We start from the raw sequence: 13,213 nt of genomic DNA, 5'->3' as shown, positions 1-13,213 counted from the left end.
AATGCACCATGGACGCTAAGACGCCCCTGTCCATTGGCCTCGATCGCTCCAGAGGCATGTCGCTGTCCGCGCAGATCTATGGCTCCATCCGCGATGCGATCGAGTCCGGGCAGCTCGCCGCCGGCGCGCGGCTGCCCTCGTGGTCGGATCTGGCCGCACAGCTCGGCGTTTCCCGAGGCACCGTGCGCTCGGCATACGAGCGCCTGACCGACGAACAGTACGTGCGCGGTCTGGGAGCGGCGGGCACTCGCGTTGCCGAGCGTCCGGCGCCGACGGTCATATCGCGCTGGTCGCCGGAGGCGCCGCCGCTTCCCCGTCTGTTCCACGAGTTCGGCGTGGCGCCGCTGGCCTTCCAGATGGGCGTGCCGTCGCAGGACGCCTTTCCGTTCAAGCTGTGGGCGCGCATCCAGGCGCGCTCGGCCCGGCGTGCGGCGGCCGCCCCCGTGGGTTACCCCGATCCACGCGGTGACCCGGATTTGCGCCGCGAGATTGCGGCGTATCTCGGCGTCGCGCGCGGACTCCGGTGTACCCCGTCACAGGTCTTCGTTACCGCGGGTTTCTCCGGCGCGCTCAATCTCGCGATTCGCGGGCTTCGCCTGGAGGGCGGACGAGCCTGGATGGAAGACCCGGGCTTTCCGCTCACGCGCACCGCGCTCGAACTGGCGGGGCTGGACGTGATGCCCGTGCCTGTGGACGCCGAGGGGCTCGATGTCGGGGCGGGCATTCGCGAAGCGGGCAGAGCGGGGGACGCAAGGCAAGGCGAGGCATGGCGCGCAGCGGACGTGGCGGTGGTGACGCCGGGCCAGCAGGCGCCGCTCGGCATGACGATGTCGCTGGCAAGGCGAATGGCGCTGCTCGACTGGGCGCGGCAGAGCAACGCGTGGATCATCGAGGACGACTACCTCGGCGAGTTGCAGTTGAAGGGGCGCGCGGCGCCGGCGCTCGCCTCGATCGACCAGGCCGGCCGAGTGATGCACATCGGCAGCTTCAGCAAGACAATCAGTCCGGCGCTGCGGCTGGGCTTTCTCGTCGTTCCTGCCGACCTCGCGCACCGCTTCGGCGACGTTGCCGCGTGCCTCTCGCCCGCGCCGGCGGCCTCAGCGCAGCATGCCGTAACGGAGTTCATGCACGACGGGCACTATCTGCGTCATCTGCGCCGGATGAAACGCCTCTACGCCGCGCGGCGCGAGGCGCTCGTTCGCTGCCTGCATGAACTCGACTCCGATGCGATCCGGGTGCTGGCGACGGCTGGTACGGCCGTGGTGGCTTCGCTTCCGGAGTCGCTGTCGGACGTCGATATCGCATCACGGGCGCAGCGCCTCGGGCTGTGTCCGGTTCCCCTCTCGCCCTGGTTCATGAGCGCGCCCCGGCAACAGGGGCTGCTGCTAGGTGTGACGAATCTGAACGAGCGCACGCTTCGCGCAGACTGCCAACGGCTGCTCGACCTCGTTCGCGGGGAGTGAGCGGCCGGGCTCGCGTCCGGGCGCCGCGGGCGATTCTTGGTGCATCGAAAATGTTCATTCCTGGTGCTTTTGCGTGCTGCCTTCCCGCATGAAAATGCAGGGACATGATAATCTCATCGCACCAGGAGCTATTTCGTGAGCAAGCGTCTCGACTACAACCGGATTGCGCCCGCCGGCGTGAAGGCGTTGGGCGGCGTTTATGGGTATGTCGCGCAGAGCGGCCTGTCGCCCGTTCTCGTCGACCTGGTCTATCTTCGCGTGTCGCAGATCAACAATTGCGCCTATTGCCTCGACATGCACACGCGCGACCTGCTGAAGAGGGGCGTGAAAGTGGAAAAACTGGCGCTCCTGCAGGCCTGGCGGGAGGCTGGCGAGCTGTTCGACGAGCGTGAGCGCGCTGCGCTCGCCTGGGCCGAGTCGGTCACGCTCGTCGCCGTCACTGGCGTGCCGGACGAGGCGTATGAAGCCGTGCGCACGGTGTTCGACGAACGCGAGGTCGTGGATCTCACGATCGCGATCGGATTGATGAACACCTATAACCGCATGGCGATCAGCTTCCGCAATACGCCTGGGGCGGTACTCGAGCCGTAAGACTCGACGGGCGGCGCTTCGGCGGTGTTGCGTTGGGGCTTCGTTACGCGTTTTGCACGATGTCGCTCGGGGCGGGCGACGCCTGAGCGCGTACCTCTGGCACCCGCCTACTCGGGCGTATCGACGGCCGCGGCGGGCTCGGGCCGCACGCGCTTCGCTCGTGTCGCGATCCAGCACAGAACCGAGCCGCCGCACACCATCGCCGCGCCTTGCCAGAACGGGTAGGACAGCGGCGCGTGCAACAGAATGGCCGACAGCGCGGCGGAGAAGACGGGAATGAAATAGGACGCGCCCGCGAGCAGCGTCACGTTGCCGCCGAGGATGCCGACATTCCACGCTGCGTAGCCGAAGCCCATTGCGCCGGCCGCGAGCAGCAGGAAGACGACGCCGGAAGCGCTCCAGCGCATGTCGCCGCCGTTGCCCGTGAGCGCGAGCTTGAGCCACAACGCGGCGGCCACGAGCATGAAGAAAAACGTCACGCCGTTCTTGCCCCGGGCGTGACGCGCCGTCACCGTGCAATATGCCGCCCAGATCAGCGCGCCCGCGAAGGCAAGGCCGTAGCTCATCGGGTTGTCGAGCACGTTCGCGGCCATGCCGGCGAGATCGAACCCTCGCTCGCCGCCCAACACCCGGCAGATGCCGAGCATGGAAAGCAGGAAGCCGGGCACCACCCAGAGGTTGGCGCGCTGCTTGTTGAAGACGATCGCCGCGACCAGGGTAAAGGTCGGCCAGAGGTAATTCACCATGCCGACTTCGATGGCCTGCCGGGCGGTGTTCGCGTAGCCGATGGAGAGCGACAGGCAAATCTCGTAGGCGACGAACAACGCACTGCCGAGGTAAAGATATCGTTTCGGAAAAGTCGCAAGGCGCGGGAAACCGACGGAGAAGAGCAGGAACACCGACGCCACGGTATACATGAGCGCCGCACCGCCGGTCGCGCCGAAACTCTCGCTTACGCCGCGAATCAGTCCGACGATCGAACTCCACAGCACCACGGCCACCAGTCCGATGAGCGTTGCGCGGTTCCTGTGCCTGCTATCCATACTTCACTGCCTGTTTGCGGTTCGGGAAGGTCTGCAAGGCCCTGTGCCATCGTGAGCGGGTGACGCCCGGGACCGACGGTCGCGACCGAGCTGCGCCGCCTTGCGTTGCCTTGCGTTGCCTTGCATCTGGGGCATGGGCCTCGAGGGCCGGCGCGAAGGGGCGTATTTTACCGGCCGGCGACCGTGTGGCAGATGCGCGTCCTGGCGCCATGGCGATGGACGGCTATCCGCGCGCCTGCGGCGGGTAGGCCGCTTGACAGAGGTCGAGCACCTGCGCACGAAGCCATGCCTGCGCGGGGTCCTTGTCCAGTCTCGGGTGCCAGATGGCCGACACCTGAAACTCGGGCACGGGCACCGGCAGGGCGAAGGTTCCAAGTCCGTTGATCTCGGCGTAGTCGGGCGTGAAGGGATTGCCGAGGCAGGAGTGCGGAATGACTGCGAGCAGGTCCGTATGCCGGACGATTCGCATGGCATTGGTATAGGCCGGCACGACGACCGGCACCGCTCGCCTCAGCCCTTGCGCTTCCAATGCGGTATCGAGCGGCGTGGTCGTGCGTCCGGTGCGAGAGGCGACGACATGCCCGAATTCCACGTACCGCGCCAACGAAATGTCCGCTCCTCGCGGCACCCCTCGCAGAATCGGATGGTCGCGGCGGCATACGCCGACATAGCGATCCTGAAACAGCCCTCGGGTACGTATTTCGGGCGCCTCGGTCTGGACGGTGCCGATCTCCAGATCGATGGCGCCTTCCCGAAGCGGCCGCGCATCCCAATCCGGTTTGGGGGCAAATCGCAGCTGAACCCGGGGCGCCGCCTGTCGAATTCTCTCGATCAATGCCCACGCCAGCAAATCGATGAAGTCCTCGCTGGCCCGAATCGTGAAACGTTGCGCCAGCGTCTCGAGATCGAGCGACTGATCCGGGGGGCGCAACACGCTTTGGACTTCACGGGTCAACAGCGGGACGTGTTGGCTCAGGTGCTCGGCATAGGGCGTGAGCACCAACTCCCGACCGGCCTGCAGCAGCAGTCGATCGCCGGTGGCATTGCGCAGCCGCGTAAGGGTTCGGCTCATCGCGGACACGCTCAGGCCGAGGCGCCGGGCGGCGCGCGTTACGCTTCGCTCGGCGAGCAGCGCGTCGAGCGCGAGGAGCAGGTTCAGGTCGAGGTCTGGCATCGCTCGATTGTAGACGCAAGTCGTTCGACTATGGCGTCTGATGCAATCGATGATTGATGGTGGAGCGTCTGGTGCAAATGGCAGGCCGTATCTACGATGCATGGGGTAACCATGATCCGGGAGCACACCATGACACCGAACGCGGGCCGCGTGCCCACCATCTTGCTGATCGGCGCTTCGCGCGGGCTGGGCCACGCGATGGCAGAGGAGTTTCTGAGGCGGGGCTGGCACGTCGTCGGCACGGTACGCCGCCACAAGCCCGCGACACCCCTGCATGCGCTGGCCGGGGAATACCCGGGCCGCGTCGAGATCGAGGTGCTCGACATCACGATGTCCGGGCAACTGGAGGCGCTCGCCGGCCGGCTGACGGACCGCGTTTTCGACATCCTGTTCGTCAATGCCGGCACGACCAACCCCGATCCGACACAGACCATCGGTGAAGTCTCGACGTCGGATTTCGTCGAACTGATGGTCACGAACGCCCTGAGTCCGATGCGCGTGATCGAGCGTCTGGCGAAGCATGTGCTGCCGGACGGGCTCATCGGCGTCATGTCCTCCGGGCAGGGCAGCATTGCGAACAACGAGACAGGCCAGAGAGAACTGTATCGGGGCACCAAAGCGGCGTTGAATCAGTTCATGCGCAGCTTCGCGGCGCGCGAGACCGATACACCGCGCGCCATGGTCGCCATGGCGCCCGGCTGGGTGCGGACCGCGCTGGGCGGCCCGCAGGGGCGGCTGAGCATCGAAGAGAGTATTCCCAACGTGGTCGATGTGCTGCTGGCCAAGCGGGGAAGACCCGGCCTCGAATATCTCGACTATCTCGGACGGACGGTGCCCTGGTGAGGATGGCGTCGAACCGGCATCGCGATTCACAGGGTGAAGCGGTCCCGCGTCTTCGTGTAGAAGCCTCCGCCGAGCCGCCCGACGGGCGCGTAGTCGTCGAGCCGAATCCGGCACGTCTTGCGATCGACCAGCCCGTCGCGGGCATGCAGGCGCAGCACGCGCCCTATGAAAATCCGCCGGCTGTCCGAGCGCAACGTCTCCCACACCGTACATTCGAACGCCACCGGCGCCTCGGCGATGCGCGGCGGCGCAACGTCCGCGCTCGGCGTCGTCGTCAACCCGACCTCCGCCAGCTCGCTCACGTCCGACGGTAGTCGCTCGCCGCAGCGATGCATCTTCAGGGCCATCGCCTCGTCGCACAGGTGTACGACGAAAACACCGTCGCGATCGATATTGACGGCCGTGTCCTTGAGCGCGCCGTCATCATGCCGATTGATGCTCACCATGACGATTGGCGGGTCCTCGCCCAGCATGTTGAACATCGAAAACGGCGCGGCGTTGACGGTGCCGCCGGCGCTCAGCGTCGTGATCAGCGCAATCGGCCGCGGCACGATCAGGCTGCTCATCAGCTTGTAGCGTTCGTAGGGCGTCAATTTTCCGAAGTCGATTTCCACTCGCAGTTCCCATCATGAAAAAACGAGGACAGGCCCGCAGGCCTGTCCATCGATTTCAACCGGACTCGACGTCCTTCATTCGAGCTCCACACCCTTGAGTTCGGGAATGAGGAATATCGTCGCCAGGATATCGATGACGTAGATGCCGGCGAGCGCGGCGATTGCGATCTCGAACGAGTAGTGCGCGGCGATGACGCCGATGGCGAGCGGGCTCAGCCCGCCAACCCCGCGGCCGATGCTCCACAGCACGTTTTGCGCCGTACCCCGCGCATGCGTCGGATACAGCTCGGCCATCAGCGCTCCGTATCCGCCCATCATGCCGTTCACGAACACGCCCATCACAATGCCGCCGATGAGCAGCGCTTCGGGCGTGCTCAGTTGCGAGTACACGAAAACCATCGCCAACGCGCCGATCTGGTAGCCAATGAACGTCGGGCGGCGCCCGATGCGATCGGCCAATTGTCCGAAGATCCAGATCCCGACGAGCATGCCGATGATCGACGCGCCGGTCCACACGGCCGACTTCGCGAGGCTGTAGCCGAACATCTTCGACAGATAGGCCGGCATCCATACGATGAGTCCGTAGTAGCCGAAGTTCTGCACCGAACACAGAATCATCACGCCGATACTGCGCTTGGTCGTGCGTGCGTCGCGGAACAGCGTCTTGATGGGAAACTCGCGCTTTTTGCGCGTCGATTCGAGAAAGAGCTCCGATTCGCCGATGACCTTGCGGATCACGAAGGAACCGAGCGCCGGCACCACGCCCACCACGAACATCCCGCGCCAGCCGATATGCGGCAGCAGCAGCGGCGTAAGCACCGCCGCGAGCAACACGCCCAACTGCCATCCCATGCCGACATACGAGGACACGCGGCCACGCTTTTCGGCCGGCCACGCCTCGATCGCCAGCGCCATGCCGATACCGAATTCGCCGCCCAACCCGAGTCCCGCCAGGAAGCGGTAGACCAGCAAGTCCCAGTAGCCCGTGGCAAACGCGCACAGGCCGGTGAAAATCGCGAACACGAGGATCGTGTACGTCAGCACGCGAACGCGGCCGCAGTAGTCGCTGAGAATCCCGAAACCCACGCCGCCGAAGATGCCGCCGATCAGCGTCGCTGTCACCAGTGATCCGCCTTCGGTTGCGCTCAGGCCCAGGTCCGCGCTCACCACGCTCATCATGAAGCCCAGGATGAGGAGGTCGAAGCCGTCCATGGCATAGCCGGACACCGCTGCGATCAGCGCCCGCAGCGGGCCGCTGCCCGGTTGCCCCGCGGCAACCGCAGGTCGGTCTTGAGCCCCTTGTGCCGGACTCAGGCTGTTTGATTCATAGCCGCTCATGAGGTCTCCTTCGTGCTGCCAGCACGAGAAATGGACGTGTCTGTCAGAAGTCTTCCCGGGGCAGCGGCGCACCTGCACCGGTGCGCTCGACGATCAGCCGGTAATGCTCCGGCCGGCGATGCTTCGCAAAGTTGAAGACGTGATTGCGGAACCCTTCAGTTACTGCGAGATTGATCGACGAGAAGATCACTTCGTCTTCTTCCGTCACGGCTTGCGCCACGATCTCGCCCGTCGGCGCCACGATTACCGAACCGCCAATCATGTGATGGCCGTCCTCGCTGCCGCACTTTGCCGCAGCGCCGATGAACATCGCGTTCTGGTACGCGCTTGCCTGCAGCGACACCAGATGCGTGAGCATGCGCAAATGCACCGGCTCGTTCCAGTGGATGTTGATCGACGGCGTGTTGTAGCCCACGAGCCCGAGCTCCGCGCTTTGCAGCGACATGACGCGCCACGTTTCCGGCCAGCGGCGGTCGTTGCAAAGGCACATGCCCACGCGCGTGCCGAACGACTCGATCACCGGAATCCCCGAGTCGCCGACTTCGAAGAACTTCTTCTCGAGGTGCTGGAACGGCGCGTCAGTCTTGTGATCGGCATGACCCGGCAAATGAATCTTGCGGTACTTGCCGACGATGTTCCCGTCGGCGCCGACCAGCACGCACGTATTGAAGCGACGGCCTTGTGGCGTGAGCTCGGCATAGCCGAGATAGAAACCCACGCCAAGCTGTTTCGCGGCGTCGAACAGCGGCTGCACGTCGGCGTTGGGCATCGACTTTTCGAAAAAGCGCTCGACGGCCTCCTCCTCGCTCATCCAGTAGCGCGGGAAGAACGTGGTCAGCGCCATTTCCGGAAAGACGACGAGTTTCGCGCCGCGGCCGGCGGCCTCGCGCAACATCTCGACCAGTCGCGAGACCACCGCGCGGCGATCGTGTGCGAGATTCACCGGGCCCATCTGCGCGACGGCCAAACCGAGTTTTCGACTCTTGCTCATATCCACTCTCTTGAATTAACAAACAAAACCGGTAAGTCGGCAGATCAGTAGTTCTTCTGCTTTTCGTTCGTGAGCGCCAGCGTCCGGAAGAACTTCGCGCCTTCCGAGATCTCGCGTTCGACGGTATGCGGCTCGGGCGCGCCGCGTGCGATGAAGCGCCCGCTGCCCGGCGCCGCGTCGAGGCGGCCATCGGCGACGATCACGCGCCCCGCACTGACGACGATCTCCGGCCAGCCCTTGACGGTGCGGCCCTCATACGGCGTGTAGCCGACCTGATCGTGGAGCATGGACGCCGTCAGCGTGACCTCACGCTCGGGGTTCCAGATGGCGATATCGGCATCCGCGCCTTCGGCGATACGGCCCTTGCGCGGGAAGATGCCGTACATCTTTGCGTGATTGGTCGCGCTCAATGCCACGAATTGCTGCAGCGAAATGCGTCCACCGCCCACGCCCTCGGAGAACAGCAGCGGCAAACGCGCCTCGAGACCGGGCATGCCGTTGGCCATCTGCTTGAACGTGGTCTTGTCGCCAAAGGGGATCTTTCCGCTTTCGTCGTAGCGATACGGCGCGTGATCGGACGAGAGCGTCTGCAGCGTGCCGTTGGCCAGCCCCTTCCACAGACTTTCCTGCGCCTGCGCGTCGCGCAACGGCGGACTGCAGCAATACTTCGCGCCCTCGGTGCCGGGCAGGTCCATGTCGTCTTCGGTCAGCACCAGGTAGTGCGGGCAGGTTTCTCCGTACACCTGCGCGCCGATCTTCTGCGCGGCCTGAATGGTCGACAGCGCTTCGACGGCCGACACGTGGACGATCATCACCGGCACGTCGAACAGCCGCGAGAGCTGGATCACGCGGTGGGTCGCTTCGGCTTCGGCCAGCGCGACGTGGCTCACACCGTGAAACTTCGGTGCGGTGTAGCCGCGCTCGAGCAGGCGTTGCGACACCCAACGGATGACATCGTTGTTCTCCGCGTGCACCATCACGAGCGCGCGTTCCCGGGCGGCCACCGCGAGCACGTCGAGCAACTGGTAGTCGTCGATCTTCAGTTGGTCGTAGGTCATGTAGACCTTGAAGGACGTGATGCCGCTGCGGATCAGCTCAGGCAGATCGGTGTGCAGCGTCTGCGGATCGGTTTCCGAGAGGATGAGGTGATAGCTGTAGTCGATGACGGACTTGCGTCGCGCCAGATCGGCGTAGTCGTCCGCGACCTTGCGTAACGAGTTGCCGCGATGTTGCGCGGCGAAAGGCACGATCATCGTGGTGCCGCCGAAGGCCGCCGAAACGCTCGCGGAATACCAGTCGTCGGCGCCCATCCTGCCCATACCGGATAACTGCTCCACATGGCAGTGCGTGTCGATGCCACCGGGCATTACCAGATGCCCCGTTGCGTCGATGCTTCGTGCGGCTTCGCCGTCCAGGCGTGGCGCGATGGCCGCGATCCTGTCGCCCTTGACGCCGACGTCGGCCCGGCGCGTTTCCGTGTCGTTGACGACGGTGCCGCCGCGAATGATGAGATCAAAGTCGCTCATTGTGAAAACGTCTCGCTCCTGCGTTGGGCTGCCTTCGACTTGCTCCACCAGGAAATGCAAGCCTTCACCAGCAAATGGGTTGTGTCGAAGAGGGGCACGTCCGATGCATCGCCGTGCAGGACCAGCGGCAGTTCTGTGCAGCCCAGGATGACCCCTTGCGCGCCGCGCTCGACAAGATGCGCCGCAGCTTCCCGAAGCCGCGGCGCCGCGCTCGCGAGGTCGCCGGCCTTGACGGCGGCAATGCCCGCGGTGACGAGTTCGACCTGATCGTGAGCCGATGGGACGATGACGTCCACGCCGGCGGCGCACAGCGCGTCCTGATAAATGCGTCCCATGATCGTGGCGGACGTGGCCATCAAGCCCACACGCTTGAATGCCGCGGGATGCGACGTGACGGCCGCGGATGTCGCGTGCCCGATGTGCAGCACTTCGAGCCCGGTGGCCGCAGCCAGGCGCGCGTGCCAGAGATGCGCGGTGTTGCACGGTATGGCGATGGCGCTGGCGCCGGCGGCCTCGAGAATGCGCAGCCCGCAGAGCAGGAAGGGCCACGGGGCGTCGGAGCCGGCGAGGAACGATTCGCTGCGATCGGGAATCTGCGGCACGCTGTGGACGAACACCGGCATGTGGTCCTGATCTCTGGCGGCTGGCGTCGCCTCCACGAGCTTGCGCATGAAGTCCGCCGTGGCGAGCGGCCCCATACCGCCGAGCACGCCGAGGATCGGCGATGACGCGGTCATTGCCCACCTCCTCGCGTGAGCGCCGGCGCGATCACGATAACCGCCGTGCGCGCAACGACGAGCGGCGTCCGCCATGTCCGGGAAGTGGGGTTCATCGCGGCACTCCGGCGAGGACGTTGCACGCCAGCGAGATAGCCGTCGTGCATGGCTCGACGACGGGAACGCCGAGGGCATCTTCGATGCGCGCACGCAGTGCGGCCATGCCCGCGCATCCGAGCACGATGACGTCGGCGCCATCCTGCTCGACGAGCGCGCGGCCGGTGTCGACGATACGGGGTATGGCCAGCGCGTCGTCGCCTGACTCGGCGACCGTCAGATCGACGGCGCGCTCGCCCACGATCTTTTGCGCGATTCCATGCGCGCGATAGGCTCGCCAATGCCGCGCGATGCTGCCGGCGGTAATGGCGACGACGCCGATACGCTCGCCCAGCGCCGTTGCCGCGCCGAGCGCTGCTTGCCCGATGCCGATCACCGGCCGACGGGTCACTTCGCGCGCGGCAGCGAGACCGGGATCGCTGTAGCACGCGAGGACGAAGGCGTCCGCGGCGTCGGCGCCCCGCAGATTCCGCTCGATGGCGTCCACCGCCAGCACCGCGGCGCGCTCGGCGTCGCGTTGGGTGGCGATGCCGGGCGGGGCATCGGCAAGGGTCGCATACGCGAGCCGCACCGGCGCGTTACGAAACTGAACGCTCGCCGTCTCGGCGATGCGCCGTGTTACCCCGGACAGGGAATTGGGATTGAGAACGAGGATGGTAGGTTGCATGCGCGAGTCCGCTACACGGCGAATGTGACGGATTCACGATAGCAACCGCATGGAGGACGGGTCCAATAGAACGATTTTCGGACCTTATAGACTCAATGCATGGATTCGCACCAAGGAGGTGCCTGAGGTAAGCTCTTGCACCATCCAGACCCTACCGGACAGGTGACAGACGTGGCATCCGACGCCCCCATACAGCGCCCGCTGGCGATGAGCCTTCGCCAGATCGAGACGTTTCGCGCGATCATGATCACCGGCTCGATCACGGAAGCGGCGAAGATGCTGTTCATCACGCAGCCCTCGGCCAGCCGCATTCTGGCCGCGGCCGAGTCCCGCGTCGGATTTCCGCTGTTCGAGCGCTCGAAAGGGCGGCTCTTTCCCACGCCCGAGGCACGACGCATCTACAACGAGGTGGAGACGGCATACGCGGGCGTGCAGCGTGTGGACGACCTGGTGCGCGCGATCATCGAGGGCAGGAGCGGCAAGCTCAATATCGTTTGCAGCCCGAGCCTGGGGGCGGAGCTGGTGCCGCGCGCGATTGCGTTGTTTAATCAGCGGTATCCGGATTTGCAGATCCACTTCGAGCCGCTCACCCACAACAACCTGATCCCTCGCGTTTTGCTGGGCAAGGATTATCTGGGCGTGTCGATGTTCGGAGTGAATTCGAACCATCTGAAGACCGAAGCGCTGGTCGATGGCCCGATGATGTGCATCAGTCCGCCGGGGTGGCTCGCGCCGGGTGGGAGCGTAAGGGTAAGCGATCTACCACCGCACCCGTGGATCGACTATGGGCACGACACGCCGCTGGGGGCGATCGTCGGCGACATTTTCGGCAAGCACCGTCGGCCGTCGCCCATCGTGGAGGTGCGCTCGGCGATCAGCGCGAGAGTGCTGGTGAAAGAATGCGTGGGTGTGGCGATCGTCGATCCGTTCTGCATCGATGCATCGACATTCCAGCGAATCGACGTCCACGAAATTCGCCCGGCCAGAAAGCTTCGGGTGCATGCCGTGTACTCGCAGGCCGAGCCGCTGTCGCACGCCGGGCGCGCCTTCATCCGAACGCTGCAATCGGTCCTCGAAGACCACCTGAGTGCTATCGACGCGTTGCGACGGTGAGGCGACGACGGGAGTGCCGCCTGCCGCTCAGCGAAGCGCCATGGTCGCGCCCGCGTGCGGCTCTTGCCCACCGTCCATGTCCAGCACGGACGCCTTGAGGGTTTCGCGCAGCCAGCGCAGACCGGGATCCGCGCTTCGATGCGAGTGCCACTGCATCGCCTGTTTCATCTTCGGGATCGTGACGGGCAGGTCGCAGATCGCAATCGGGAGGCTGCGCCTCGCAAGCTCGGCAAGTCGGCGGTGCATCGTGGCGACACGTTGCGTTCCGACCACCAGTTGCGCCGGCGCCGCAAAGCTGAAGGTAGTGACCTCGACCTTGCGCTGCACCCCGATGCGCTCTCCGAACCAATCGCCGAGCGTCGTATCGACGTGCCCGGGCGTGACGACGATATGTCCCGCCCCCAGATATTGGTCTCGCGTGATGGCAGTGCCGGCGAGCGCGGCTTTGTCCCACATCACGCAGCAGTAATCCTCCTCGAACAAAACATCGGTCGGATGCTCGCCCGTGCAGTAATCGATCGGGATGATGAGCATGTCGACGTCGGCTCGCTCGAGCGAGCGCGCAGCCTGCGCGACCTGCGGGCATAGTTCGATTCTTACGTTCGGTGCATGTGCGTAGACCCGCTTCAGAAAATGCGGGATCAGCGTCGACAACGTGAAATCGGAGACCAGCAGGCGGAATACGCGCGTGGACTCGGCCGCCACAAACGTCGGTGGCGTGGAAATGCTCGCCTCGACCCGCACGAGAATGTCGCGTACCGCGTCCGCCAGACCCTCCGCGCGCGGCGTGGGCTCCATCTTCCGGCCGACCTGGACGAGCAACTCGTCGTCGAAATACTCGCGTAGCCGCGCGAGCGCATTGCTCATCGCCGACTGACTCAGGTGCACCTTCTCCGCAGCGCGGCTGATGCTGCGCTCGCTGAGCAGCGCATCGAGCGCGACGAGCAAATTGAGGTCGAGCTTGTTGAAACGCATGGGGAATGCTCTTTTCGTCGGACACCGCGCCCGGTGGCGATG

13 protein-coding genes are annotated in these 13,213 nt (G+C 65.2%); 4 read left to right on the top strand and 9 right to left on the bottom strand.

Annotation, left to right across the window (positions count from 1 at the left end; all coding sequences use genetic code 11):
- Positions 1-8 precede the first annotated feature (8 nt).
- Positions 9-1,463, top strand: coding sequence for a MocR-like pyridoxine biosynthesis transcription factor PdxR (gene pdxR, locus PNO31109_RS00475; protein WP_150553682.1), 1,455 nt, complete (start codon positions 9-11; stop codon positions 1,461-1,463).
- A 135-nt stretch (positions 1,464-1,598) separates the two neighbouring features.
- A complete protein-coding gene (locus PNO31109_RS00470) occupies positions 1,599-2,054 on the top strand; it encodes a carboxymuconolactone decarboxylase family protein (protein WP_150553681.1) in 456 nt (151 codons plus the stop codon).
- Between the two features lie 107 nt (positions 2,055-2,161).
- Here the strand turns inward: PNO31109_RS00470 and yddG are convergent, their stop codons facing one another.
- Both yddG and PNO31109_RS00460 read right to left on the bottom strand, forming a co-directional pair.
- On the bottom strand, positions 2,162-3,097 hold the full coding sequence (gene yddG, locus PNO31109_RS00465) for an aromatic amino acid DMT transporter YddG (protein ID WP_150553680.1): 936 nt from the start codon (positions 3,095-3,097) through the stop codon (positions 2,162-2,164).
- Positions 3,098-3,320: 223 nt separating this feature from the next.
- Positions 3,321-4,271, bottom strand: coding sequence for a LysR family transcriptional regulator (locus tag PNO31109_RS00460; RefSeq protein WP_150553679.1), 951 nt, complete (start codon positions 4,269-4,271; stop codon positions 3,321-3,323).
- 129 nt (positions 4,272-4,400) lie between these two features.
- Here PNO31109_RS00460 and PNO31109_RS00455 point away from each other — a divergent pair, with 129 nt between their 5' ends.
- Positions 4,401-5,114, top strand: coding sequence for an SDR family NAD(P)-dependent oxidoreductase (locus tag PNO31109_RS00455; RefSeq protein WP_150553678.1), 714 nt, complete (start codon positions 4,401-4,403; stop codon positions 5,112-5,114).
- 26 nt (positions 5,115-5,140) lie between these two features.
- Here the strand turns inward: PNO31109_RS00455 and PNO31109_RS00450 are convergent, their stop codons facing one another.
- The 6 genes from PNO31109_RS00450 to PNO31109_RS00425 form a co-directional block, all read right to left on the bottom strand.
- Entirely contained in the window at positions 5,141-5,728 is a 588-nt protein-coding gene (locus PNO31109_RS00450; protein WP_150553677.1) for a flavin reductase family protein, read from the bottom strand.
- A 75-nt stretch (positions 5,729-5,803) separates the two neighbouring features.
- Complete coding sequence (locus tag PNO31109_RS00445; RefSeq protein WP_150553676.1) at positions 5,804-7,066, bottom strand: MFS transporter; 1,263 nt, start codon at positions 7,064-7,066, stop codon at positions 5,804-5,806.
- A gap of 43 nt (positions 7,067-7,109) precedes the next feature.
- Positions 7,110-8,057 (bottom strand): N-carbamoyl-D-amino-acid hydrolase, encoded by a 948-nt coding sequence (locus PNO31109_RS00440; RefSeq protein ID WP_150553675.1) that lies wholly within the window; start codon positions 8,055-8,057, stop codon positions 7,110-7,112.
- 44 nt (positions 8,058-8,101) lie between these two features.
- Positions 8,102-9,583 carry a dihydropyrimidinase gene (hydA, locus tag PNO31109_RS00435; protein WP_150553674.1) on the bottom strand — a complete coding sequence of 494 codons (1,482 nt, stop codon included), beginning with the start codon at positions 9,581-9,583 and terminating at the stop codon, positions 8,102-8,104.
- The gene (gene cuyB / locus PNO31109_RS00430) at positions 9,580-10,320 is read right to left on the bottom strand and encodes a cysteate racemase (protein ID WP_174966224.1); all 741 of its coding nucleotides are present in this window, start codon (positions 10,318-10,320) and stop codon (positions 9,580-9,582) included. The genes hydA and cuyB overlap by 4 nt, the downstream gene beginning before the upstream one ends.
- A gap of 91 nt (positions 10,321-10,411) precedes the next feature.
- Positions 10,412-11,083 (bottom strand): aspartate/glutamate racemase family protein, encoded by a 672-nt coding sequence (locus PNO31109_RS00425; RefSeq protein ID WP_150553672.1) that lies wholly within the window; start codon positions 11,081-11,083, stop codon positions 10,412-10,414.
- A gap of 171 nt (positions 11,084-11,254) precedes the next feature.
- Here PNO31109_RS00425 and PNO31109_RS00420 point away from each other — a divergent pair, with 171 nt between their 5' ends.
- The gene (locus PNO31109_RS00420; RefSeq protein ID WP_150553671.1) at positions 11,255-12,196 is read left to right on the top strand and encodes a LysR family transcriptional regulator; all 942 of its coding nucleotides are present in this window, start codon (positions 11,255-11,257) and stop codon (positions 12,194-12,196) included.
- 27 nt (positions 12,197-12,223) lie between these two features.
- Here PNO31109_RS00420 and PNO31109_RS00415 read toward each other — a convergent pair whose 3' ends face one another.
- Positions 12,224-13,171 (bottom strand): LysR family transcriptional regulator, encoded by a 948-nt coding sequence (locus tag PNO31109_RS00415; RefSeq protein WP_150553670.1) that lies wholly within the window; start codon positions 13,169-13,171, stop codon positions 12,224-12,226.
- Positions 13,172-13,213 lie beyond the last annotated feature (42 nt).

Origin of the sequence: Pandoraea nosoerga, assembly GCF_902459585.1 — a bacterium.
Taxonomy (GTDB): Bacteria; Pseudomonadota; Gammaproteobacteria; order Burkholderiales; family Burkholderiaceae; genus Pandoraea; species Pandoraea nosoerga.
This window is presented reverse-complemented; position numbering and strand designations above follow the sequence as displayed.